32 protein-coding genes are annotated in these 23,715 nt (G+C 29.9%); all 32 read left to right on the forward strand.

Going from position 1 to position 23,715, the window contains the following annotated elements; genetic code table 11:
• The first annotated feature begins 35 nt into the window (after positions 1-35).
• The 32 genes from ACREV6_RS12830 to ACREV6_RS12985 all read left to right on the forward strand — a co-directional run bounded on the left by ACREV6_RS12830 (position 36) and on the right by ACREV6_RS12985 (position 23,588).
• On the forward strand, positions 36-455 hold the full coding sequence (locus tag ACREV6_RS12830) for a hypothetical protein (protein ID WP_431578427.1): 420 nt from the start codon (positions 36-38) through the stop codon (positions 453-455).
• 324 nt (positions 456-779) lie between these two features.
• Positions 780-950, forward strand: a complete 171-nt coding sequence (locus ACREV6_RS12835) for a hypothetical protein (protein ID WP_431578428.1) — start codon at positions 780-782, stop codon at positions 948-950.
• Between the two features lie 233 nt (positions 951-1,183).
• Positions 1,184-1,312 (forward strand): hypothetical protein, encoded by a 129-nt coding sequence (locus tag ACREV6_RS12840; protein ID WP_431578429.1) that lies wholly within the window; start codon positions 1,184-1,186, stop codon positions 1,310-1,312.
• A gap of 120 nt (positions 1,313-1,432) precedes the next feature.
• Complete coding sequence (locus tag ACREV6_RS12845; protein WP_431578430.1) at positions 1,433-2,371, forward strand: hypothetical protein; 939 nt, start codon at positions 1,433-1,435, stop codon at positions 2,369-2,371.
• A gap of 230 nt (positions 2,372-2,601) precedes the next feature.
• On the forward strand, positions 2,602-3,207 hold the full coding sequence (locus ACREV6_RS12850; protein WP_431578431.1) for a class I SAM-dependent methyltransferase: 606 nt from the start codon (positions 2,602-2,604) through the stop codon (positions 3,205-3,207).
• Positions 3,208-3,326: 119 nt separating this feature from the next.
• On the forward strand, positions 3,327-3,968 hold the full coding sequence (locus tag ACREV6_RS12855; protein ID WP_431578432.1) for an HDOD domain-containing protein: 642 nt from the start codon (positions 3,327-3,329) through the stop codon (positions 3,966-3,968).
• Positions 3,969-4,090: 122 nt separating this feature from the next.
• Positions 4,091-4,471, forward strand: a complete 381-nt coding sequence (locus tag ACREV6_RS12860) for an SH3 domain-containing protein (protein ID WP_431578433.1) — start codon at positions 4,091-4,093, stop codon at positions 4,469-4,471.
• A gap of 44 nt (positions 4,472-4,515) precedes the next feature.
• Complete coding sequence (locus ACREV6_RS12865; RefSeq protein ID WP_431578434.1) at positions 4,516-4,989, forward strand: HIT family protein; 474 nt, start codon at positions 4,516-4,518, stop codon at positions 4,987-4,989.
• 269 nt (positions 4,990-5,258) lie between these two features.
• The gene (locus ACREV6_RS12870; protein WP_431578435.1) at positions 5,259-6,215 is read left to right on the forward strand and encodes an alpha/beta fold hydrolase; all 957 of its coding nucleotides are present in this window, start codon (positions 5,259-5,261) and stop codon (positions 6,213-6,215) included.
• A gap of 83 nt (positions 6,216-6,298) precedes the next feature.
• Positions 6,299-7,291, forward strand: coding sequence for a phosphotransferase enzyme family protein (locus tag ACREV6_RS12875; RefSeq protein ID WP_431578436.1), 993 nt, complete (start codon positions 6,299-6,301; stop codon positions 7,289-7,291).
• A gap of 63 nt (positions 7,292-7,354) precedes the next feature.
• Positions 7,355-8,275 carry an aminoglycoside phosphotransferase family protein gene (locus tag ACREV6_RS12880; RefSeq protein WP_431578437.1) on the forward strand — a complete coding sequence of 307 codons (921 nt, stop codon included), beginning with the start codon at positions 7,355-7,357 and terminating at the stop codon, positions 8,273-8,275.
• A 392-nt stretch (positions 8,276-8,667) separates the two neighbouring features.
• Entirely contained in the window at positions 8,668-8,955 is a 288-nt protein-coding gene (locus ACREV6_RS12885) for a hypothetical protein (RefSeq protein WP_431578438.1), read from the forward strand.
• A gap of 99 nt (positions 8,956-9,054) precedes the next feature.
• Positions 9,055-9,750, forward strand: a complete 696-nt coding sequence (locus ACREV6_RS12890) for a hypothetical protein (RefSeq protein ID WP_431578439.1) — start codon at positions 9,055-9,057, stop codon at positions 9,748-9,750.
• A gap of 235 nt (positions 9,751-9,985) precedes the next feature.
• Positions 9,986-10,534, forward strand: coding sequence for a GNAT family N-acetyltransferase (locus ACREV6_RS12895; RefSeq protein ID WP_431578440.1), 549 nt, complete (start codon positions 9,986-9,988; stop codon positions 10,532-10,534).
• 72 nt (positions 10,535-10,606) lie between these two features.
• Positions 10,607-11,176, forward strand: a complete 570-nt coding sequence (locus tag ACREV6_RS12900) for a histidine phosphatase family protein (protein ID WP_431578441.1) — start codon at positions 10,607-10,609, stop codon at positions 11,174-11,176.
• A gap of 277 nt (positions 11,177-11,453) precedes the next feature.
• Positions 11,454-11,681 carry a hypothetical protein gene (locus ACREV6_RS12905; protein WP_431578442.1) on the forward strand — a complete coding sequence of 76 codons (228 nt, stop codon included), beginning with the start codon at positions 11,454-11,456 and terminating at the stop codon, positions 11,679-11,681.
• 252 nt (positions 11,682-11,933) lie between these two features.
• The gene (locus ACREV6_RS12910) at positions 11,934-12,707 is read left to right on the forward strand and encodes a metallophosphoesterase family protein (protein ID WP_431578443.1); all 774 of its coding nucleotides are present in this window, start codon (positions 11,934-11,936) and stop codon (positions 12,705-12,707) included.
• Between the two features lie 61 nt (positions 12,708-12,768).
• Positions 12,769-13,467: an HAD family hydrolase gene (locus ACREV6_RS12915; RefSeq protein ID WP_431578444.1), complete on the forward strand. Its 699-nt coding sequence runs from the start codon at positions 12,769-12,771 to the stop codon at positions 13,465-13,467.
• Between the two features lie 138 nt (positions 13,468-13,605).
• Positions 13,606-14,367, forward strand: coding sequence for a hypothetical protein (locus ACREV6_RS12920; RefSeq protein ID WP_431578445.1), 762 nt, complete (start codon positions 13,606-13,608; stop codon positions 14,365-14,367).
• A 117-nt stretch (positions 14,368-14,484) separates the two neighbouring features.
• Positions 14,485-15,954, forward strand: a complete 1,470-nt coding sequence (gene murC, locus ACREV6_RS12925; RefSeq protein ID WP_431578446.1) for a UDP-N-acetylmuramate--L-alanine ligase — start codon at positions 14,485-14,487, stop codon at positions 15,952-15,954.
• Between the two features lie 56 nt (positions 15,955-16,010).
• Positions 16,011-16,844: an alpha/beta fold hydrolase gene (locus tag ACREV6_RS12930; RefSeq protein WP_431578447.1), complete on the forward strand. Its 834-nt coding sequence runs from the start codon at positions 16,011-16,013 to the stop codon at positions 16,842-16,844.
• Between the two features lie 99 nt (positions 16,845-16,943).
• Positions 16,944-17,414 carry an NUDIX hydrolase gene (locus ACREV6_RS12935; RefSeq protein WP_431578448.1) on the forward strand — a complete coding sequence of 157 codons (471 nt, stop codon included), beginning with the start codon at positions 16,944-16,946 and terminating at the stop codon, positions 17,412-17,414.
• A 116-nt stretch (positions 17,415-17,530) separates the two neighbouring features.
• Positions 17,531-17,923, forward strand: coding sequence for a GNAT family N-acetyltransferase (locus tag ACREV6_RS12940; RefSeq protein ID WP_431578449.1), 393 nt, complete (start codon positions 17,531-17,533; stop codon positions 17,921-17,923).
• 187 nt (positions 17,924-18,110) lie between these two features.
• Positions 18,111-18,659 (forward strand): GNAT family N-acetyltransferase, encoded by a 549-nt coding sequence (locus ACREV6_RS12945; protein WP_431578450.1) that lies wholly within the window; start codon positions 18,111-18,113, stop codon positions 18,657-18,659.
• 56 nt (positions 18,660-18,715) lie between these two features.
• Complete coding sequence (locus ACREV6_RS12950) at positions 18,716-18,928, forward strand: cysteine-rich CWC family protein (protein ID WP_431578451.1); 213 nt, start codon at positions 18,716-18,718, stop codon at positions 18,926-18,928.
• Between the two features lie 397 nt (positions 18,929-19,325).
• Positions 19,326-20,258, forward strand: coding sequence for a metallophosphoesterase family protein (locus tag ACREV6_RS12955; protein WP_431578452.1), 933 nt, complete (start codon positions 19,326-19,328; stop codon positions 20,256-20,258).
• Positions 20,259-20,352: 94 nt separating this feature from the next.
• Positions 20,353-20,811 (forward strand): hypothetical protein, encoded by a 459-nt coding sequence (locus ACREV6_RS12960; RefSeq protein WP_431578453.1) that lies wholly within the window; start codon positions 20,353-20,355, stop codon positions 20,809-20,811.
• Positions 20,812-20,863: 52 nt separating this feature from the next.
• Positions 20,864-21,409 (forward strand): GNAT family N-acetyltransferase, encoded by a 546-nt coding sequence (locus tag ACREV6_RS12965; protein WP_431578454.1) that lies wholly within the window; start codon positions 20,864-20,866, stop codon positions 21,407-21,409.
• A 253-nt stretch (positions 21,410-21,662) separates the two neighbouring features.
• Entirely contained in the window at positions 21,663-22,604 is a 942-nt protein-coding gene (locus ACREV6_RS12970; protein ID WP_431578455.1) for an amidohydrolase family protein, read from the forward strand.
• A 91-nt stretch (positions 22,605-22,695) separates the two neighbouring features.
• The gene (locus ACREV6_RS12975; RefSeq protein WP_431578577.1) at positions 22,696-22,914 is read left to right on the forward strand and encodes a GNAT family N-acetyltransferase; all 219 of its coding nucleotides are present in this window, start codon (positions 22,696-22,698) and stop codon (positions 22,912-22,914) included.
• Between the two features lie 124 nt (positions 22,915-23,038).
• Complete coding sequence (locus ACREV6_RS12980; protein ID WP_431578456.1) at positions 23,039-23,170, forward strand: GNAT family N-acetyltransferase; 132 nt, start codon at positions 23,039-23,041, stop codon at positions 23,168-23,170.
• Positions 23,151-23,588, forward strand: coding sequence for a GNAT family N-acetyltransferase (locus tag ACREV6_RS12985; protein WP_431578457.1), 438 nt, complete (start codon positions 23,151-23,153; stop codon positions 23,586-23,588). The genes ACREV6_RS12980 and ACREV6_RS12985 overlap by 20 nt, the downstream gene beginning before the upstream one ends.
• The last annotated feature ends 127 nt before the right edge of the window (positions 23,589-23,715 follow it).

Raw genomic sequence — 23,715 nt, forward strand, 5'->3', positions numbered from 1 at the left:
TAAACAATTGTGCATGTGGATGGGGAGGGGATATAGTGAAGAAAAAAGGAATAATCTATTTAGTAATAATTGTGGTTATTATTTTTGGAGGAGCAATTATTACCGTTAAAACAAATCAGTATAAGCAAAGAGTAACTTTTACACAGGAAAAATGGGTTGCAGAACCAAACAAAAGATTTGTAATAGTAAAAGATATGATAAAAAAACATAATTTTGACAATATGACAAAGGAAGACGTAATTAATTTATTAGGAGAACCAGACAATAAGGGGAAGGCGGATGGTTTTGCCAGAGGGATCTCTAATAGAAAAAAAACTGTTGATTTAAATAATTCAAATAGCATTTGTTATTTCACTAAAACTGGACAAATGCCAGAAGATTTTAATGGTTTCTACATTATGCTTGATAATAATGGAAAAGTTAGTGACTATGCTATTATCCACTTTACTACATAATATTCTTTTTAGACGTCACAAACAATAAAAGTTTGTGACGTTTTTACTTGTGACGACTTAGGAAAATATGGTGCAGTAAAGTTTGGACTATTCCAATTCTTACTTTTGTGTTATATATTGGTAATAATGATTCGGAACCGTAATGTATGACGAAGTAAAAATTATTTAAATTTGTAGAGGGGGAAACATTATGTTAATACGATGGGCATAGCTGGCAAGTGAACCGCTGTTCAAGAAACTGTATCAAGAAACAGAATTTTGGCAGATTGAAGAGATATTAATATAGAGAATTCAAAAGTTATCAATAAACAGTAGTAAAATTATGTGCAGTATAGATTATTAATATTAGGTAAGGTGGTTGATTATATGAATATAGTATTTGCAGAAGCAATAGATACAGAGTTTTTTTGGCTTTTAACACCGATTGGAAAAATATGTTTTGGGATTATGGATATGATGTTAATGCTTGGCTTTGCCGACGTGATGAGAAACTAAGATATTATTCGGTTATCAATAATCGATTTATTTACCATACTGCCTTACCATATTCGGAAAATTATATCGTATTGGTCGAAGAGGAGAAGTCAATGCATTTAAGGCTATACTCAAAAATACTATGGAGTTAAAGAAAGATTTATTCGAATAGGTGTTAAGTGGAGAATTATCTTTAGATAATGTGTTAGTAGGAGAATTATGGATTGAATCAGATGAAGATATAACACCTATAATTGGCTGACGCCTACATACACGATACTAATTTAGGTTTTCAAGCAGAAAAAGTGCCACTTACAATAGAAAGATGTGAATTAATTATGGTTCAGCAGAAAGAAATTGTTGCTGTCCGCCTTGGCTGGTGAGCTTTTTTTATATAGCAATGTGTAAATTTATGGTTTATAATCTATATATAGGTTAATAGCAGAATCATCGCCAAAGCACTATCTTGTACAAAAAAGTCATAAGGAGAGAGGAAGTTTAGCATGTTTGAAGAACTTAACAGGGAACTCATAAATGTTAAAGAAAAATTATTGAGAAAAAAGAAATTTCAAAGTTTGGTTAACCAGACTAGGGAATCATTGCAAAAAGAATTAGAGAGAAAGATAGGGCTGGAAAATATTCTTAAAGATGAGGATAGTGATGTTAAAAAACTTGAATCATTAAGTATTACTAGTATATTTTATTCTATACTTGGGAGTAAACATCAACAGCTTGAAAAGGAGAGGCAAGAGTTGCTTTCTGCTAGGCTAAAGTATGATGAGTGTTGCAAATCAGTTTTAGCATTAGAGAGGGAACTTGCATCTTATAAATCTTCATTGAACAGTCTAGCTGGTGTAGATTGTGAATATGAAACTATATTAAAGCACAAAGAAGAGTTTATACTGCAATTAAATGATGGTAATACTAAAAAGCTACTTCAACTTATAGACAACCTAGCTGACCTTGAAGCACAGAATAAAGAATTGAAGGAAGCAATAGCGTCAGGTGATGCTGTACAAATTGAACTTGGACATGTAATAGATTCTCTTGAAAGTGCTGAAGGCTGGGGGACATGGGATATATTAGGTGGAGGTTTACTTGCCACTGCAGCTAAGCACTCACATATTGATGAAGCTAAGGAATATGTACATCATACAAAAATTGCATTGATACGATTCCAAAATGAATTATCCGATGTAAATTTAATAATGAATATAGATATAAATATTGGTTCTTTCGAAACATTTGCAGATTATTTTTTTGATGGTCTTATATCTGATTGGGTTGTACAATCAAAAATTTGCGAATCATTAGATAGTTCACGGCGTGTTGCAAACAATGTAGAAAGTGTAATAGGTTCACTGAAAAAAAAGTTCGATAGTATACAAAATGACTTGCTTTCAACAGAAGAAAATATAAAATTGCTTGTTTACCAAGCGTAAATGCAGCTTGAACAAATATATAGAATCACAAGTTACAAAGAACTAGGTATAGAACGTGTATCATTTTTGCAGCCTCTTTCATCAAAAATTTTAATAGAAGAGGATGGGATCTCTATGTATTTGTGCTATAATCCATCGGAGATTTAACCGGGAAAGAAGTGCTAGCTGTATTAGTATAGACTTTGAAATGAAACCTATAAAAGATGATAAAGGGAGTTGTTTATACACATATGAATATTAAAGAGACATTAAAACAAGCATATAATAATCATGCTCATGAAAGAAAAGATGAAATGCAGGAATGGAAAGTTGGTCCACGAAATAAATTTCTGAATTTCTTAAAAGTAGAAGGGAAAAGAAATATTCTTGATATAGGTGCTGGTAATGGCCGAGATAGTAGATTTTTTATAGATAACGGTCTTCAAGTAATAGCAACAGATTTATCTGATGAGATGGTAAAGATATGTAGAACAAAGGAGATTGAAGCTTATATAGTAGATTACTATAATCTTTCTCACATGAATAAGACATTTGAGGCAATTTGGGCTATGAATTGTCTGTTGCACGTTGAAAAATCAGAATTAGAGATAGTTTTAGAGGAAATTGATAAGGTACTTTCACCTTCAGGATTATTTTTTATGGGCATATACGGCGGAGAAGATAAAGAAGGCATATGGGAAGAAGACATATATACACCTCATAGATTTTTCTCATCTTATTCTGATAAAAAAATAAGAGATATTGTAGTTAAATATTTTGATTTAGTTAGTTTTGATAGGATTGAAACAGGTGGCAAATATCATCATCAATCGATAATTCTAAGAAAAAAAGGTTAACTAAAAATAATTATGTTTTTTCTGCAGAGATATTAGAATCATATAAAAAAAATTAGCTAAAGCGGAGCTTAAATTTTTTTAATTACATAAGAAATTCAACTAAAGGGAGATGTACATATATGAAAAAATGTTCTGAACAAGGGGTGCCAACTAGAGAAGAAGCCAAACTATTATTAAATGAAGCAGAAATTTTATTTCCAGGACCATGGGTACAACATTCAATTTTTACTGCCCAGGCAGCAAAACTAATAGCAGAAAATTGTGAGGGATTGGATTCAGAGGTTGCTTATATATTGGGGATGCTTCATGATTTTGGAAGGAGAGATAGCCTTAAATATGGAATAACAACTATGGTACATATATTGGGTGGGTATAACTATTCTAAAAAACTAGGCTATGATTTATTAGCAAAAATTTGTATGACTCATTCTTGCCCGACTAAAAGTATTTATGATATTGACGACGTTGTAAATAAAAACTGCAGCGATGAGGAATATAAGTTTGTTCAAGACTATTTTAATATGGTTGAATATAATGATTATGATAAATTAATACAATTGTGTGATGCGTTAGCATTGCATAATGGTTTTACACTGATAGAAAAAAGACTGATTGACGTTGCCCTGCGACATGGAGTGAATGAATATAATGTTCCCAAATGGAAAGCCTTCATGGAACTAAAAAAATATTTTGAGGGAAAAATGGGTAAATCTATATATAGCATATTACCAGGCGTTATTGAGAATACTTTTGAATCTTAAAAAGTGAAGTTGTACTTAAAGGTAATTGGGATTATTATATAACATTACGCCATGAAGGTTTTAAAAACGGTAATATTTCGAAATAAATGGACTGATTTTTAATAAGATGAGGAGATATAAGTATGTGTAAATATCGAGTGATTAAAAGTAGGAAAACTGATTCAGATAATCCAATAATTGTGTATGAAGGTGACAAAGTTATATGTGTTGAAGAGTCCAATGAAGATGGAGATTGGGCTGGTTGGATTTTTTGTAAAAGCGAAAACAATGAAGGGTGGGTTCCTAAGCACATAATTAATAGAACTGGGGGTAGTGGCTTTATATTGGAAGATTACGATGCAAGAGAACTTGATATAGAAGTGGCTGAAATCATTATTATGGATAAGACATTAAATGGTTGGATATGGGGAGCTAAAAAAGATGATCTACTTGCAAAAGGATGGATTCCGTTGAATCATTTGGAGGAAGTAGGAATGTTTAAGTCTAATTTTTCTAGTGATTAAGTAGCAACGGTATTTAAATGCGGTGCAAATAAGGAGGAAAAAATATGTACAATCATGCTCCAAAGGATTATATATGCCCCTTTTGCTTAATCGTCAATGGGGTCGAAAATGAACATGTATATACTAAACAAGCCGATATAGTATATAAAGATAATTACGTAACTGCTTTTATTGGTGCTGGTTGGTGGAAAAATAATAAGGGACATATCATTATTATCCCCAATAGCCATTTTGAAAATATTTATGACTTAACAAGTGAACTTTCTACTAAAATCCATCAGGTAGAAAGAGAAATAGCAATTGCATTTAAAGATGTATATAAATGTGATGGAGTATCATCAAGACAACATAATGAACCTTGTGGGAATCAAGATGTATGGCATTATCATCTTCATGTATTTCCAAGGTATAAAGAAGATAATTTATATTTAACAAGTAGAGAGACATCGGAACCACAAGAACGTTTAGAATACGCTGAGAAATTACGAAGTTATTTTAATAATAAAACGATTGGATAGTGTTTTCTTTAATTTCCAATATTCTTATTTTGTGGCTGAACAGTAAATAATTCAAATTGAGGTTTATTTATATAATTAAGGGAGGCAAAGATGAAGAATACCAAAACAAAAACTATAGTATGCATTGTTGGAATGCTAACGGGGTCATGAATATATTTGGAAAATGAATATTATGAGTATAATGTGAATCATGGTTACTTCGCTATCTTCACAAGGTATGTCACAACTGTAAAAAAAGGTGCCACAAAGAGAAAAGGAGAATTGGAATTATGAAAAATAAGTTAAAGAGGTTAATTTATATTGATGAATATGTATCAATTAATGGCATTAATCAATATCTATTTCATTCTGGTACAAAGTATGATAATCCAGTAATGTTGTTTTTGCATGGTGGTCCTGGCAGCGCTGAATCACTATTTGCACATGCATTTCAAGAAAAATGGGAAGATATTTTTACAGTAGTTCATTGGGACCAACGTGGCTCTGGAAAAACTCTTACAAAGAATCCTGATAAATATCCTACAATTGATTTGATGATAAAGGATTTGTTTGAAATTATTCAATATCTAAAGAAAAAATATAATAAACAAAAGATAATTATACTTGGTCATTCTTGGGGAAGTGTTTTAGGAAGTACGTTTATAAAGCAATATCCAGAAGAAGTAGCTTATTATATTGGAGTCGGACAAGTTGTTGGTTTCCTTGAAAATGAACGCGTTGGGTATGAAAAAGTTAAGGAATTAATTATAGAAGCAAATGACAAGAAAGCACTAAAAAAAATTGAAGCAATAGGAGATTACCCTGGAGATAAGTATGACGCTAAATTTATGGGCAAATGTAACAAAATACGTAGAATTCAAGGTAAATATAACTTAGCTGTTAAGATTGATTTCTCCGTATTTATAACTGCATTTAAAAGTCCTATTTTTAAGTTCTCAGATCTTTCGGCATTGATAAAAGGGCTTAAAGCAAACGAAAAGGTACTAGAATTTTTAGGAGCCTTTGATTTAAGATCAGAACCAGCAGAATATAAAGTACCGATTTACTACATTTTAGGCGGAAATGATTGGCAAACGCCCTATGTTATTGCACAAGAATACTTTAATAGCATAAATGCTCCATATAAAAAGTTTTATTTAATACCTAATGCTGGACATATGACAATGCTGGACCAGTCACAATTATTTTTTGAAGCACTATTAGAAATTAATAACAAAGAGATATAATCCCCATAAGAAATAAGCAAATCTATATGGTAAAACTGAAAAATGAATAATTATTAAAAATGATTGCAACGGAGGTATTTATTATGAAACCTATAGATGTAGCAAAAGATACTTTATTGAAATATGGGATTGAGAATGCATCATTAACCTTGTTACGCCACAATGAGAATCTGGTCTGGAAAGTTGAACTTTCAGAAGGCTTATACTATATATTACGTATTCACATACCAGCAAACGGACTGCCTCTAATTCATCGTGCTGAATGGCTTGAAAGCGAAATGATGTTTTTGAGCGAGTTAAGTGTAAATAGTGATATTAATGTTCAGAAGCCTATAAGAACTAAAGATGGTCGATATGTAATTCATCTTCCATTAAATGAGGGATTTGCAACACTACTATCGTGGTTGCCTGGCGTAACATTTAACCAATTGGAAAACACAGCAATTCATAATGCATTTTTAGTCGGTGAACTTGTTGCAAAAATGCATGACTATGTTATTAAGTGGCCAAACAGTTGCAAATTACCACGTCCTACATATGATTCCGCGCGTGTAATGAATGCGGTAAATTCACTTGAAGAAGGCATTGGCATGGGGTTGTTTACCAATGATATGTATACTGAACTCTATGAGGGGGCAATGTGTATATGCAATAAAATGAAGCAGGAAAATTCACGAGAAGGTTGGTACGGTCTTATTCATAGTGACTTGGGGCTTGGTAATATTATAATACACGAAGGTAGTGTATCTCCTATAGATTTCGGCTTATGTGGTCATGGACCATTTTTATTTGACCTTGGAGGACTTATGGGAACATTCGATGATGCTCAGCTAAGAAAAGCGGTAATTGATGGATATTCAAAACATCGCCCACTTAATCAAAACGATTACCGTTCAATTGAAGCTTTCTTTATTGCAAGTATATATTTCTTTATGTCAATGCATTTGCATAACATTAAAATGCATGAATGGTTTGGACGACGCTTGCCATTAGTCATATCAGATTATGTTCGTCCATTTATAAACGAAACTCGATTTTTGCATAAATTAACAGAAAGTGAGAGCACCGTAGTATAAGCATAACATGAGTTACGTTAATTCATAATTTTCTTTTATTATTCATCTGAGGGGGAGTATTTAATGAACGACATGCAATGTACAATTATTGATGAAACATTATCATATCTTACTAAATATAAAGTTGAAAATATTAAACCTTTAATAAAAGGTTATTCTAACGATGAAAAATATTTGCTACAACTTACTAATAACATATCAGTACTCATGAAAGTTTCTAATATTAAGGATTATAATAGAAAAAAACAAGAATTTTACTATTTAAATATTCATTATAACAATGGTGTTAAATGCTCAAAACCATTAGAATTTTTTATATTAGAAAAATGCAATGTATGTATTACTATATTAACATATTTAGAAGGAAAAAGTGGAGATGAGGTATTGCCATTGCTCCCCAAAGAAATACAGTACTCATTAGGGTATGAAGCTGCAAATGAACTTAGAAAAATTCATGAAATTAAACCTTCAGAAACTTTTAACTGGTATAAGAAAAGATGGGAAAAGTATCAATTAAAGAAAAAACAATTATTTGAATTAGGCTGTAGCTTTTATAAGCAGGCTAAAATAGAGAATTATATTGAAGACAATTTTAGAATATTAAGAGAAAGTTGCATCAGATTTCAACACGATGATTTTCAACCTATGAATATAATAATTAATGGGAACGAATTAATTGGAATTATAGATTTTAATAGATTCGATTGGGGTGACCCCATAGAAGATTTTTTTAAACTTCCTAAATATACAAATGAAATAAGTGTACAGTTCTCAAAAGGTCAGATAGATGGTTATTTTAATGGTAATGTTCCAGATATATTTTGGAGAAAATATAATTTATTTGTTGCATTAAATTTTCATGCAAGTATGCTTGGTGGTCATGCATATAACCAGTTGGATAAAGTAAGGGAGCGACAAATTGAAATATTTAACACACATGATTTTGAAACCAATGGTGCTCCTGAATGGTACTTAAAAGGTTAGTTAACGAAGTATAGTAGTAATACATTTGAATTACTGAAGAACAAAAGAAAGAAGTTTATTTACAGTCTAATTTAGGCTAGTGGAATGGCTTTTAATGGTTGATCTGAAGGTTACGATGTTCCTATTTCTGAGATACCTGTTGAGGAAATGATATCTTATTGGAGTGGGCTCTTTTTATATAGCAATGTGTAAATTTATGGTTTATAATCTATATATAGGTTACCATTCAACTCTCCGACTATCAAAGGTTGGGAATATTTATTTGAAACAAAAGACGAACTTGGATTTTCTTATCTCTGGTTAGTAGAAGCTTTTAATGATTTAAAAAAGGAATTAGATGTAAATGCATCTTAAATTTACAGAGTGATTAGCATATTTCATCCACTAACAAAATGTTATTGTTCGACTTGACTGGTGACTCTTTAAAAGCAGTTAGCAAATCAATTTTTTATGATTTTCATGCATTGATGAATGATGAAATTTCATATAAATTTCAACCATGCTATATAGATGGTAAATTTGATATATTAACAGAAAATGATTTAATAGAAATTGATGACCTAGCAGAATTAATGTTGGAACCAGATAAGAATTTTAATAAGTTAATTGTTATCTGGAATTCTAATCATAAATATCGAATTTTAAATAGTCCATTGGTTGGAGATTGGGACAATACATAATGATCACAATCTTCAGTTAGGTGAAACTTTGAACGTCGGCAACACGAAACGTTATTTGCAATTTAATAAAGAAATCATACAACAAATGGGGGTATAAGGATGAATAGTTTAAAAAAAGAAAAAACTCAAGTTTTAGTACTTGGCACTATGCATAAATTCCATAAAGAGAGTAATACGTATACCTATGATGATGTTTTTAAGATTATAGATGATTTTAATCCAAATATATTAGGTGTTGAAATTAGAGAAGAAGACATGAGTCAATCTAGAGAATACCTTAGTAAATATTATCCTTATGAAATGATTGAAGCACTTTTTAGATGGTCTAAACATATAGGAGTGTTTGGGGTTGATTACTATGAAAAGAGTGTAGAGGGGAAACTTATACCAGAAGGTTACTTTAATAATTTTTATATAAATGAAATGCAAAATAAATTCGAAATAGATCCTTTATTAACCAAAGAAAGGTATGCGTTAGATATATGTGGAAATAAACGAAATGAAATGATAGATACTAATTTGACTGCTGCTGAGTTAAATGATGGTAGGTATGATATTATATGTGACATATATTACAACCAATTAGAGTCTTTATTAAAAAAGACACCATATGAAGAAATGGCGAATTTTTACAAGGAACGTGATAAACATATTGATAAAAACATCATAAATATTATCGAGAAAAACATTGGCAAAAAATTAGTATTTATATTGGGAGCAGATCATAGAGGATTTGCAATTAATGCAATAAAAGAAAATTTTCATGATACTATCGATATAGTTAGAGTAAAGTAAGCAACATATAACAAAAAAACATTCAGCTTGGATTATAGACAAGATCGCTTATAAGTTAATTCGTAATTGTAGTTTATAAGCTAACAAAAATAAATAAACGTAATGGAAAAAATAATTATTAATATTCTTTCCATTGTGTTAATTTAAATTTATAATTATAATTTTATTGTTAGTTAAATTGGATTGGTATAATAAAATGAAGATAATTTAAATCTAGTGTATAGGGAGTAATATCATGAATTTTTTAGAAACAGAAAGATTAATATTAAGAAAATTCTCTTGTGATGACTGGAAAGATTTATATGAATATCTTTCTCAGGAAATAGTGGTTAAATATGAACCATATGAAGTTTATACCGAAGATGAGTGTAAACAAGAGGCAATATATCGTTCACAGCAAGATGCTTTTTGGGCCGTTTGCTTAAAAGAGAATAATAAATTAATAGGCAATGTATATTTTCAGCGACAAGAACCTAATGAGTTTTTCACATGGGAAATTGGTTATGTTTTTAACTATGCATATTGGCGGAAAGGTTATGCTACAGAAGCTTGTAAAGAGATTTTAGGCTATGGATTTAAACAATTAAAGGCTCGTAGAATAATTGCGATGTGCAATCCTTTAAATACTTCTTCACCGAATTTGTTAGAACGATTAAATATGAGAAGAGAAGGACATTTACTGAAAAACATATATTTTAAACATGATGAAAAGGGAATCCCTATTTGGAGTGATACATATGAGTATGCAATTTTAGCAGATGAATGGTTTAACTTTCTTAAATGAGTATAATATCAGCCACTTAAATTGGTGGTTTATGAAAATATTATTTCTAGACCAAAAATAGGAGATGGTTTTGTGAGTATTTTTTTACTAAGACATGGAGAAACAGATTGGAATGCTATTGATAGGTGTCAAGGACACACAGATATTCCATTAAATGAAACAGGAAAAAACAAAATTGAACAAGTTGCTTTTATCTTCAAAAAAAGTATTGGTGATATTAACTATATTGTATCTAGCCCTCTATCTCGTGCCAATGAGAGTGCGTTGATTTTTTCAAATAGTATTGGTTACAAAGGAGAAATAGCAATTGATGAATTATTTATCGAGAGAAATTTTGGTTTAGCGGAAGGGTTGTTAGGAGAAGAAATTAAATTTAAGTTTCCCGATTTAGACGTCCCTGAAATGGAGTCAGAAAAGAATGTTTTTTCAAGAGCAATACAAGGCTTAAATTACTACGATAGCATATATTCTGATGTAAATATATTAATTGTAACACATGGCGCTGTGTTAAAGACATTAGTAGATAATCAAACAACTTGCTGTGAAGCAGATATCAACTTAGTAAAATCTGTCCCAGGTGGACTATTTAAAGTAGATTTACGAAATGGGGAGTATCAGATTAAAGAAATTAAGGTTCTATAAGTCAAACAGTTCGCTAAATAGTATTAATGCTAATGGTACCTTAATGTGTTGGTTAAGAAGATCGAGGTTCTTCAGCCAACGCATTTTGCTTTGTGTTAAGGAGTGGGATGATGTTGGAAAAATTGTAGTAAATTATTTTCAATAGGTATATAATGGAATTAATATAATTGAAAGTAAAATGTTAAGTATCAGAAGAATAAAAGCTTAATCAAAATTATAAAACAATACTTGAGACATAATTATAATTTATCAATAATTAAAAAAAGGGGGGACTTTCGTGAAAAAAATTGGTATGAAAGGAATATTTATATTAAATATTTTGATTTATTGGTTTATACTTTTCAAAATAATTGGATTTTTATTTGAAAATGTTATATTTGATATTTTTGTAAATAGTATTATTGTTTTAAATATGTTGTTTATAATAAGTATTTTTGTATTGTTGCTTCCAATATCAATTGGTTTAACTCATCAAATATTTAAATACATTAGAGAAAATTATTAAATGTTTTGTATAATTAAATAATTAAGTGAATTATAAAAACGTAAGTTAATTGACTTGCGTTTTTATCTGTTAAATGGAATGTAAAATTATGTTTCGCACCTCAAAAACGAACACGATGACCTTAATAGTGGCCTCTTTTTATATAGCAATATGTTAAATTGTGGTTTATAATCTATATATAGGTTAGTGATTGATGTATAATGCGGTGGAAGTATTATATTATGATGAATTTATTAGGGGGAAAAGTATTTTATGAGAATTGCAGTAGTTGCTGATATACATAGTAATCATATTGCTTTTGAGGCAGTATTGAAGGATATAAATAATAGAGATACCGATATGATTTTTTTTCTTGGTGATTATATTTTTGGAGGTTATGGATCAAATCAAACTGTTGATTTGTTAATGCGTTACCAAAATCAAAGCCAAAAACATTTAATTATATCAGGTAATATTGATGAATTAATAGCTCCGATAGAAGAAAATGCTGATGGGATATATCCGGTAAATAAGCAAATATACAACGAACTAGGTATAGAACGTGTATCATTTTTGAAGTCCCTTCCATCTAATATTTTTATAGAGGCGGAAGGAATCTCTATGTATTTGTGCCATAATCCATCGAAGATTGAGGTTTTTACAGTAGTTGATAGTTTAAAAAGAGAAAATAATATTCCTAATATGAGAGGGCTAGCTGAGATTGCTAGTGGGATGGAATGTGATGTTTGTATTTTTGGTCATTATCATTTGTTCATGGATGAAGAAGTAAATGGGAAAAGGTTTATATGTCCTAGTTCAGTAGGAATGCCCTTTAATGGAGATCCAAGAGCACAATATATTATATTAGATATTTTTGAAGGCAACATTACAACATCAAGACAGTATGTTGAATATGACAGATTAAAGCTAGTAGAAGGTTTTGATAAAAAGGGGTATTTTGAGAAAAACTGCAATTGGTCCATGAATATGGTTACTACTATATTAACAGCACACAATTATATTGGTACACAAGAACTTAGAAATTAAGTTTAGTAGAATTTTAAATTACCACCAACAACAGTGATTTTGGCGATGATTATAAAAGAGGGTGATTATTATAAATAAGATTATATTTTGGGATTTTCAAGGAACTTTGGCACACAATGATTGGATGATTAGTAAAGCCTTGCATAAGGTTCTATTATACAATGAACCGAATACTAAAATTACAATAGAACAATTCAAGAAATTAAAAATACTCGGAATTCCATGGCAAGACTATAGGCATGATTATTCATATTTAACAATTCAAGGTGCATGGTGGAAACTTGTAGAAAGTACATTTGAAGAAGCATATAAGTTACTTTATATAGATGCGGATAGGGCCAATAAGTATGCAAAACAAGCTCATCATGAGTTAGTTAAACCTGATGAATTTAAGTTATACGATGATACAGTAGAAGTACTAACTTATTTTAAATTAAATGGATGGAAAAACATTATATTGTCAAATCATATACCAGAGTTACCTGATATAGTTAATTTACTGGGATTAAAGAAATGCATTTACAAGTGTATATCATCAGCTAATATCGGTTTTGAAAAGCCAAATCATAAAATTTATGAATTTGCTTTAAAACAATTTGAAAACCCTCAAAAAGTATGGATGGTAGGCGATAGTTTGTTAGCAGACGTTAAGGGTCCAGAAAAGGCAGGGATAAAAGGGATTCTAGTAAGAACTCCGAAAGTAGACAACATAGATTATTATTCAAAAGATCTGCTAGGATTAAAGGAGATAATATATTGAAGTAATCTATATGTAGGTTAGTAGCTAACCCATTGCCAATACACATTTTTCAGCCCAAATGTAGTCGTACTAGGTCTGCGAAATCTATTAAAGGTTAAAAAATAGAGAATATCTTCTACCATAGAGGAGGAATATTAAATGTTAGAAAATAAAATAAAGCAAGTTTTAGCATTTGAAAGTACTAAGGAAGCAGAAAAATATAAAATTATGATTGATAACCTTTTAATTAAATTAGAAGACTATATAAAAATATTAGAACAAGATTACAAATTAATAAATTATCCTAAGGCAATAGTATGGACTACATCTCAATTAGCAACAACAGTTTTCTCCAATGTACCTATACCAGCTTATACAAATGATAGATTTATATGTATTACACCTGATATAAACACATGGAAGAAAATATATGGAGATATTAATAAAGATGTACCCAACAAAGGGAATAGTAATTATTATCAGAATATATCAACAAATTTTTTATTAACAATGATAGGGCATGAGTTTACTCATCATTCAGATCTTTTTCTAGATGATTTTGATAATAATAGATACAGTGGAATATGGTTTGAAGAAGGTATGTGTGACTATCTTAGTAGGAAGTATCTATTGAACAATGAAGAATTTGAGTGCATTTCGCAAGTTGAATGGGACTATATTATGTACTATAAAAATATATTTAAGATTAGTTCAATAGAGGAGTTTGGAGTAGAAAGTTATTCTAATAGTATGGAAAGAATTATGTATGAATATCATAGGAGCTTTCATACTGTTAAAAAGTTAGTGGAGGTATTAGGAAAAGGAGATCCAAAAAAAATATTTGCTTTATATCAAATTTGGGATAGTGAAGGTAGAAAAACACCTCTTAGTAAGTATTTTGGCATTGATATTTTCGAGTAATATATTTTTACATAATGGAGAAGTATTAAATCGGAGTTAGGAAAACTAACTTCGCTTAACAATGTAATTGTAATCTAGTATTATAAACAAAAACAAAAATAACGGGAGTGAATTAGATTGAAAAATAAAACTAAAGTGCATTTTATGGGGATATGCGGAAGCGGGACTGCGCCTATAGCAATTATAGCAAAAAATGTGGGCTTTGATGTATCAGGATGTGACTTGAATGTGTCGGGTTATTATAGTGATATCCTTATAGAAAATAGTATAGAGGTTGTAAATGGCCATGATTTAAAACATATAGAGGACATTGATATTTTAGCTATATCACCTGCTATTTTAGATATTTCTCCTAATCATCCAGAAATTATAGAAGCTAGAAAAAGTGGAATTTTAATGACATGGCAAGAATTCTCGGCTAAATATATACAAGATGAAAAGTTTGTTATTTCTATTGCAGGTACGCATGGTAAATCAACAACTACGATTTTAATGGGGCTTGTTTTGGAAAATGCAGGGTTAGATCCAATTGTTGAAGCTGGGACAACTTTTAAGCATTGGGGAGGGGGATATAGAATAGGAAAATCAAATTATTTTGTTTGTGAGGCTGATGAATTTAATAATAATTTTCTGAATTATAGTTCCTCCATAGCTATAATAAATAATGTTGAAATGGATCACCCAGAATTTTTCAAAGATTTAGATGAAGTTAAAGATTCTTTTAAAAAGTTTATAAAAAAGCTTGAAAGCCCAAAAATTCTAATTGTTAACGAAGAAAGTATAGCTCTTAGAGAAATTTTATATGAATTAAAAGATTGGATAAAAGAGAAACAAGTAAGAGTTATAGGATATTATATAAATAATAGGTTTGATTTCCCTTTTGGTATGGAATATAAAGCAGTATTGGGTTCAACTACCTCTGAATATTCAACATATAAAATAATATATGGGGATAAAGAAAGTGATTTTGAGTTAGGATTAATAGGCAAACATAATATTGAGAACTCTTTAGGGGTATTTATTGCTGCTTTAGAGTTAGGTGTTGATATAAATATAATAAAGGATTCATTTAAAGATTTTAAAGGAATAGGAAGAAGATTAGAACTAATAGGAGATATTGAAGATGTTAAGATTTATGATGATTTTGCCCATCATCCTACAGCTGTAGCAGCAACATTAGACTCAATTAAAATTATTTATCCAGGAAAAAAAGTTTTTGTCATTTTTGAACCACATCAAGTTTCAAGAACAAAGTTGTTTTTTAATGAGTTTGTAGTGGCATTAAAAAAAGCAGATAGAGTTATTATTTCAAAACCATTTTTAGGAAGAGAAGTAAATAAAAATATTGAACCTGTCAATTTAGAAATATTGGCTAATGAAATAAATATAAATACAGCAGAGTATATAGAAAACTATGATGAAATATGTAACAAAATTGTTAACGAAGTTAAAAATGGAGATATAATTATAGTTTTTGGAGCTGGTGAATCGTATAAATTATCTAGAAAAATTATTAATGTATTAAAACAAAAAACAATCAGGAGAGTATTAACGGAGAAAAATAATGGTAACTTGAGTAGGATTTAATCTCATTGCAACGTAATTGTAAAATGTTATAGCAAAATGATAAGGGGGATAAGTAAATGTATATAGAAATGAGTGATAAAGTTAAGCTATATGTAAAAAAGTCTGGACAGGGCATACCTTGTATATTTATTCATGGTGGACCAGGTGAAGGTAGTCTTGATTTCGAAGTATTAGGTGGTAATTCTTTAGAAAGCTTTATGCAAATAATATATTTTGACCAAAGAGGAAGTGCAAGGTCAGGAGGGACTAGTGCTGATGATTATTCTATAGAGAGAATAATAGATGATATTGAAGAAATAAGAAAAAATTTAGGAATATCAAAGTGGATAGTAATGGCACATTCATTTGGAGGAATTATCGCCACAAATTATGTTTACAAATATCAGAATTTTGTGCATAAACTTATCCTATCAAATACAACTCTTAATATGGAGGACTCTTTTAAGAGTCAAATATATTATGGATCTAATCTATTATCTAAAGAAGAATTACAATCTATATCATATAATTCTAATTTAGAAAAATGGAAATATATAATTAATGTACTTATTGAAAAAGATATATTTTATAAACTCCAATATAAAGATTATAATAACTTTTTAAGAGTAAATGATGTTAGTAATCAAATAGAAAATTTTAATGCAACTATGGCAAATCAGGCTTTTAGCAACAAAGAGTATTTCATGAATTATTTTGATATTACAAATGAAATAACTGTTCCTGTACTTGTTATAACTGGCAATGAGGATTACGCTATTGGGCCAAATCATTATAAAAAATTTATGTTTCCTAATAAAACAATTAAAATTATGCAGGGAAAACACATGTTATACATTGAGAACAACGAAGAATTTAAATCAGTCATTGAAGAATTTATTGACGATTTATAAAAGTTGTACTTTATTTTAATTAGGTAAAATTTTCTAATTAAAATTGTATCATAATATATAGTGAATTGTCAGATTGCCACAATTTTTTGGAGGAATAAAATGAGTTATGTAGAGGAGCTAAGAAAAATAGTAGGACATCAACCTCTTATTTTAGTAGGTGCAGTAACTATTATTATAAATGATAAAAAAAGAATATTACTACAAAAACGTAAAACAACCTCATATGGCATGTGGGGATTGGCAGGAGGCTTGATGGAATTAGGAGAATCAACTGAAGATACTGCAAGAAGAGAAGTATTTGAAGAAGCGGGTCTAACAATTGGAAAACTAAACTTAATAGATGTATTTTCAGGCCCAGGCAATTTTTTGAAAGTTCAAAATGGTGATGAGTTCTATTCTGTTACAGTTGCGTATTATACAAACGAAGTGAATGGTGATTTAGTAATAGATGAAAGTGAATCTCTTGGGTTTGCTTTTTTTGACATTAATCAGTTGCCAGATAATATTGTAAAGAGCCATAGAAAAATGATAAATAGGTTTTTGGAATTATATATAGAATTTAAACAATAATTGATATATATTCTTCTTTTATAATGAATGATCAATATATAAGAAGGAATATTAACGATTAGAAATATAATCAGATATATGTCTTAGAAAATTAATTAAAGGGGGTGTGTTATATTATGATTATGTATTATAAAAATAAAAAAGTTGATTATGATAAATTACAAATTTTGTTTAATCAGGTAGGATGGATTGACAAAACTAATGATATTAATAGATTAAAAGCCATGGTAGAAAATTCTCAAATAGTAGTTACTGCATGGGATGAAGAAATAATGATTGGATTTGCCAGGTGTACAACTGATTATGTATTTAATGGACAAATAAATAATGTAGTGGTTAATTCTGAATATAGAAGAAAAGGTATTGGTAAAATTTTAATAAATAAGATATTAGATAGCAGCAAACAAGTTACATATATGTTAAGGGGAAGTAACAGAAATGAGGAATTCTATAGAAGTTTAGGTTTCGAAGATGGTCCAATATCTTTGGTTTATAAACGAAAAAGATAAGATGAAAAAAATTTACTATCAAAATAAAAACTGAAAGACTTATACTAAAGAACTAACCGCAAATCCCATGATGTTTTAGTGTAGATTACTCCCTCATAAGGCGAGGGTGAACACTGTTCACAGCAAGTAGTGCTAAATCATAATTAGGTACGAACTTTTTTAATAATAATACCCCTGGAGGTAATGTATGATTATTAGCAACAAAAAAATTGAAGGTAAAAGTCTAACATGGATACTTCGTTGTCCAACAAAACATGATGCAATTGAATTATCTAAATTAAGAGTTAAAATTGATGGAGAAACAGAAAATCTTGATAGGGAATCTGGTGAAGGTTTATTAACGCCAGATGATTTTGAAAAACTTATTTATGAAGATACAATAGCAGAAAAAACTATATTTCTAATTGCAGCAGTAGAAGGCGAAATTGTTGGATTTACTCGATGCAAAGGAAGTAACCTAAGTAGATTTAGACATAAAGCAGAGTTTGGAATATGTATATCAAAGGAATACTGGGGTCATGGAATTGGTCAATTACTGCTAGATAATATTTTGATGTGGGCAGCTACTGTGGAAATTGAAAAAATTTCGTTAACTGTGGTACAAACAAATACAAAAGCGATTCAATTATATAAAAGATATGGATTTGTAGAAGAAGGATTATTAATAAAGGATCGTATTCATAAAGATGGAAACTATTATAATACAGTTATAATGGGAAGATTATTAGATAAATAGATACTAATATTATATGGATATTAGATATGGAATAACTATATAATTAATATTGGATAGTGAAAAAGGATGAAGGAGAGATAAAATTGACTATAAAAGAAGTAGAAAGAATATGCCCACTTTGTGGACAAGACAATAATTGTCAACATGATCAAGGTGGATGCTGGTGCGATACAGTTAAATTTCCAAAGTACATATTAGATTTAATTCCTATTGATAAAAGGGGTAAAGCTTGCATATGTAAATCTTGTTTAGAAAAGTATCAGAAATAAATGAAATAGATTATTATAATGTAGTCCGCCTTGACTGGTGGGCTCTTTTTATATATCATTGTGTAAATTTATGGTTTATAATCTATATATAGGTTATCGCTCGACTACGCTAAAGGCAAACGTCTCCTAACAAAAAGTTTCATCGCTCAAGATTAGTACTTCATAATGAAATTAGGTATTATCCAATTCGGCAAGTAAAAATGTTTGAGATTAAAATGAAGGTCTCTGACATAGATGATTATGTAAATATATCTTTTTATAATCACATTTTGTTAAGAAAATTAAGTTGAATGCCATGATATTTATATCATAAATTAACTTCAACTAACAATTTATTTCAGTAAGCATAAAGGAAAATCTATTATCCTTTAGTGGAGATATAGTAAGGAGATAATTAATGAGATATGCAGTTATTTCAGATATTCACGGGAACCTGCCAGCACTAAATGCAGTAATTGATGATGCAAAGAGAAATTTTATAGATGAATACATATTCGTTGGCGATTATTATTGTGATTTAGCTTATCCCAATGAAGTAGTAAATACTATAAAGAATATTAAAGGAGCCCATGTAATTAAAGGGAACAAAGAAAAATATTTAGACGGTTTATTAAATTCGGATCAAGCAAAATGGGTATATGAGCAATTTGCTCCTCTTTATTGGAATTATAGAGAACTTGATGATGATAATTTACAATATTTAATAGGTTTACCTGAAGATAAGAAGATCCAAACACCAAATGGTAATCATAAAATGCATTTGTTTCACGCACCGGCATTTTTGTTTAAGTCTACAAATATGGATTTACTCTCAAGTTCCAAATATGCAGAGAAAATAATTCAAGAGAATTTTTCACATGAAGAATACTTATGTTATGTTCAGAAAATCTTATCCAGTGATGATAAGATTGTTGAGATTTTATATGGTCTTGATTCGGATATTATTATTTTTGGACACTCCCATATACAGTGGCATGCAGAAATAGATAAAAAAGTAATAATAAACCCAGGTTCCTGTGGATTACCGCTGGATTATGATAAAAGAGCAGCGTATACCATCCTTGAATTAAATGAAAATGCTATTAACATTTTGGAGAGAAGAGTACCTTACAATATTAGTGATACCATTTGTTATACTATGAAATCACAGCTATACATAAATGCAAAAACCTGGTGTGATATAATTTTTGACCAATTAAATTTAGCAAAAGAGGAAATTACTTTTTTCTTTAGACATGTCGAAACCATTGCTAAAAAGAAGAATGATTATAGTATACCGTATAGTAATACTGTATGGAATGAGGCGACAAATAGTTGGAAGAGTAATTAATGGATAAGTTATTGTACATGCCTTTATTAGGAACAGTTGTAGATAGTCACGAAGTTTACAAAGAAGTGTTTGGAATTAAAAAGGAGGCAAATATATGTTTAATAAAGTAAAGGATTTCATTGAAAAAAATATACTATTAAGTATAGGATTTATACTATGCTTAAGCATTATGAGTACTTATGCATATACTAAATTTATGCCTGAGTGGTTTTCAGGGACAGATGCTTATAATGTAGTAAAGGAAGCTTTTTTGACTAATAAGGGATACACTAATGAATTGTCAAAACATATGTCACCACAAGTATTTAAAAGAACAAATATATATAATGCTTATCCAGCAGATAATAAAAAAACTTATAAAATAGATTTTATCTTAAAGGAAGATTCACGAAGATTTAAAAATAATACAGTTTATGTGAAAATGATTTATTCAGTTAATATAACGGATTTACAAAATAATATTATAGGTGCTTCATCGCATATACCAATTACATTTACGGTTAAAAATATAAATGGTGAATGGTATATTACGGAAAAAGAAGAACCTGCATAAATTGAAGGGTTTACAAGATATATAGAAAACATTTATAATCATTCTTTCAATTGTGTTAATTTTAGAAACAGATAGATTAGTCATAAGGAAATTTTGTTATGATGATTGGTATGATCTGTATGAATACCTTTCTCAAGAAACAGTTGTTAAGTATGAACCATATAATGTTTTCAGTAAGGAAGAGTGCACGCAAGTGGCTATTAACCGTTCACAGAATGATGCCTTTTGGGCTGTATGCTTAAAAGAAAACAATAAGTTAATTGGCAATGTTTATTTTCAACAGCTGGAGCCTAAAGAATTCTTAACATGGGAAATTGGTTATGTATTTAATCCTGCATATTATGGAGAAGGCTATGCCACAGAGGCGTGTAAAAGAGTTTTGAAGTATGGTTTTGAACAATTAGGAGCTCATCGAGTTATTGGTAAGTGCAACCCTGAAAATACTCCTTCATGGAGGTTATTGGAACGACTTTTGATGCGAAGGGAAGGACATTTTAGAAAACCCGCCTTCTTTTGGAGATCAAATGAAGGAAAACCAATCTGGCATGATGCTTATCAATATTCAATATTATCTGAGGAATTTGTTTGTACTAAATGACCAAAAATTCTGGTCATTTAGTACATAATATTCATATTTGCCGTCACAACGGTTATGAAATACAAAATGTTGACGTTTGCCTTGGTTGGTAAACTATTTTTATATAGCAATGTGTAAATTTATGACTTATAATCTATATATAGGTTAGTAGCAATTACCAATGTATAATATGTGCTATGTGCTAATTAAAAAAAGATGGTTTGCAAATCTACAGGCTAAAAAAAAGTGGACATGGACAAATTAGCTTAATTTAATGAAAGAAAAATTTATTAATGCATTAGAAAGTAATGATCTAGATGAAATGAGAAAAATACCAAAGGGTGATTTGCATAACCATAGCACAAGAGGTGGCAATAAAAGATATATTGAAGAATGGGCAGGTGTAAGTATACCTAAATGCCCCAAACTTAAGGATCTTAATGACATGAATACCTGGAATGCACAATATATTAAACCATTAGTTATAGGCACTTTGGGCTTTGAAAAGCGAATAGAAGCAGCTTTTATCCAGGCTAAGATGGACGGTGTAACGGTACTTCATATGAGTGTCGGTTTTGGGGAAGCAGTTTGGTATGATAACTCTGTAGATGATTTGGTACAAGCATTAAAAACAATTCATCAAAGCTTTGCTCCAGAGGTTCTTTTTATACCAGAAATCGCATTAAGCTCATTTACACCTATTGATGAAATGAATGAAGGGTTAGAACAATTTTTATCTCAAGATTATTTTAAATCTATTGACATGTTTGGAGATGAATTTGCTATACCAACTTTTAAAAAAGTATTTAGAAAAGCTAAAGAAAAAGGATTAATTTTAAAAGCACACGTGGGTGAATTTGGAACTGCTGAATTAATTAGAGAGGCTGTAGAAGAATTAGAACTTGACCAGGTACAACATGGAATAGCTGCCGCAAATTCTCAAAGTGTCATGAGATGGTTATGTGACAACAAAATACAGCTTAATGTATGTCCGACAAGTAATGTTTTACTTAGTAGGGTAGAAAGTTATAAAGTTCATCCCATTAGAAAACTATATGATAATGGGATTAAAGTAACTATAAATACTGATGATATGCTTATTTTTGATCAAAGTGTTTCTCAGGAATTTTTTAACCTTTATAATGCTGGTTTGTTTAATTCAAATGAACTAAATGAAATAAGAGAAAATGGACTAACAGCAACTTTCAATACATAAATTAATTGGCATTCTTCATATATTTCATCATAATTATTATATAGTAGTAATCATATTTTAGGATAACTGAAGTAGGTCTTGTTTAGCACTTATTTATTATGGATTTAAGATTTTGGAATTAAATAAAATTGTTGCGGAAATTGATCCAGAAAATATTAATTCAATTAGATTAATTGAAAAATGTGGATTTAAATTTAGCAGAACTATGGACTGGAATGGATTTGAAAGACTAGAATACACAATGTTAAGTTGCGATTTTCATAATATAGATAAAGAGTTATTCTCCAATGTTGATACAATAAACAATTAGCAAAAGAATGACGAAGAGTGGACTTCCACTAACAATGCATTCAAGTTCCCGTTGGCTAAACAATGGACAATCCTCCAAAGAAACCAAAATATGCAGTCCTTTAAGATAATTAAGGTATTAGACAATGCAATTGACTCCCTGGCTAGGTGCACTTTATGTTAATGCAATATTTAGAGGTAGGGGAATAGCTAAAGAACTAATGAATCAATTATTTATTTTACTGGAAGGAGTTAGTCATGAGGATACATATATGTAATAGTTTAAATATTAAACTGGTAATTGAGGCAATTACCAAAGTGAAAGCGGAAGAAGATGATGCAGAGTTTAATGAACTTGCTATTACTAATTTTCTTACTCATGAAAATAATTATTTTTTGGTTGCCATAGAGGGTGAATGTGTAGTCGGATATGCAATTGGTTATATTCAAAATCGTGTGGATACGCTAAAAGACATGATGTGTTTATATGAGGTTGGTGTATTAAAAAAGTTTAGACGACAAGGTATTGCTCGAATGTTAATTAATGAATTAATAGAGATATGTCATAATATAAATGTTGTAAAAATGTGGGTGCCGACAAATAAAAGTAACACTTCTGCCTGTACTCTTTATGAAAAAACTGGTGGAATCGCTTCAGCGTCAGCCGATGAAGTTATATATACATATAGATTATGACCATAATCATAGTGAGAATTTAATGAAACGTCTTCATATGTGGTGATGCAATAGGCCTATCGAAGTTTATCTTATGCCTTAGTGATTCTTGCCACTGCTACTATAAAGATTAAGTCACAATGATATT

The sequence above is a fragment of the Clostridium sp. genome (assembly GCF_050717515.1).
Taxonomy (GTDB): domain Bacteria; phylum Bacillota; class Clostridia; order Clostridiales; family Clostridiaceae; genus Clostridium_AD.

What these genes read in the sequence shown, in the direction of transcription:
- ACREV6_RS12845 (WP_431578430.1), top strand. Translation starts at nt 1,433, where the DNA reads ATGTTTGAAGAACTTAACAGGGAACTCATAAATGTTAAAGAAAAATTA.
- ACREV6_RS12850 (WP_431578431.1), top strand. Translation starts at nt 2,602, where the DNA reads ATGAATATTAAAGAGACATTAAAACAAGCATATAATAATCATGCTCAT.
- ACREV6_RS12855 (WP_431578432.1), top strand. Translation starts at nt 3,327, where the DNA reads ATGAAAAAATGTTCTGAACAAGGGGTGCCAACTAGAGAAGAAGCCAAA.
- ACREV6_RS12860 (WP_431578433.1), top strand. Translation starts at nt 4,091, where the DNA reads ATGTGTAAATATCGAGTGATTAAAAGTAGGAAAACTGATTCAGATAAT.
- ACREV6_RS12865 (WP_431578434.1), top strand. Translation starts at nt 4,516, where the DNA reads ATGTACAATCATGCTCCAAAGGATTATATATGCCCCTTTTGCTTAATC.
- ACREV6_RS12870 (WP_431578435.1), top strand. Translation starts at nt 5,259, where the DNA reads ATGAAAAATAAGTTAAAGAGGTTAATTTATATTGATGAATATGTATCA.
- ACREV6_RS12875 (WP_431578436.1), top strand. Translation starts at nt 6,299, where the DNA reads ATGAAACCTATAGATGTAGCAAAAGATACTTTATTGAAATATGGGATT.
- ACREV6_RS12880 (WP_431578437.1), top strand. Translation starts at nt 7,355, where the DNA reads ATGAACGACATGCAATGTACAATTATTGATGAAACATTATCATATCTT.
- ACREV6_RS12885 (WP_431578438.1), top strand. Translation starts at nt 8,668, where the DNA reads ATGTTATTGTTCGACTTGACTGGTGACTCTTTAAAAGCAGTTAGCAAA.
- ACREV6_RS12890 (WP_431578439.1), top strand. Translation starts at nt 9,055, where the DNA reads ATGAATAGTTTAAAAAAAGAAAAAACTCAAGTTTTAGTACTTGGCACT.
- ACREV6_RS12895 (WP_431578440.1), top strand. Translation starts at nt 9,986, where the DNA reads ATGAATTTTTTAGAAACAGAAAGATTAATATTAAGAAAATTCTCTTGT.
- ACREV6_RS12910 (WP_431578443.1), top strand. Translation starts at nt 11,934, where the DNA reads ATGAGAATTGCAGTAGTTGCTGATATACATAGTAATCATATTGCTTTT.
- ACREV6_RS12920 (WP_431578445.1), top strand. Translation starts at nt 13,606, where the DNA reads ATGTTAGAAAATAAAATAAAGCAAGTTTTAGCATTTGAAAGTACTAAG.
- ACREV6_RS12930 (WP_431578447.1), top strand. Translation starts at nt 16,011, where the DNA reads ATGTATATAGAAATGAGTGATAAAGTTAAGCTATATGTAAAAAAGTCT.
- ACREV6_RS12935 (WP_431578448.1), top strand. Translation starts at nt 16,944, where the DNA reads ATGAGTTATGTAGAGGAGCTAAGAAAAATAGTAGGACATCAACCTCTT.
- ACREV6_RS12940 (WP_431578449.1), top strand. Translation starts at nt 17,531, where the DNA reads ATGATTATGTATTATAAAAATAAAAAAGTTGATTATGATAAATTACAA.
- ACREV6_RS12945 (WP_431578450.1), top strand. Translation starts at nt 18,111, where the DNA reads ATGATTATTAGCAACAAAAAAATTGAAGGTAAAAGTCTAACATGGATA.
- ACREV6_RS12955 (WP_431578452.1), top strand. Translation starts at nt 19,326, where the DNA reads ATGAGATATGCAGTTATTTCAGATATTCACGGGAACCTGCCAGCACTA.
- ACREV6_RS12960 (WP_431578453.1), top strand. Translation starts at nt 20,353, where the DNA reads ATGTTTAATAAAGTAAAGGATTTCATTGAAAAAAATATACTATTAAGT.
- ACREV6_RS12970 (WP_431578455.1), top strand. Translation starts at nt 21,663, where the DNA reads ATGAAAGAAAAATTTATTAATGCATTAGAAAGTAATGATCTAGATGAA.
- ACREV6_RS12980 (WP_431578456.1), top strand. Translation starts at nt 23,039, where the DNA reads ATGCAATTGACTCCCTGGCTAGGTGCACTTTATGTTAATGCAATATTT.
- ACREV6_RS12985 (WP_431578457.1), top strand. Translation starts at nt 23,151, where the DNA reads ATGAGGATACATATATGTAATAGTTTAAATATTAAACTGGTAATTGAG.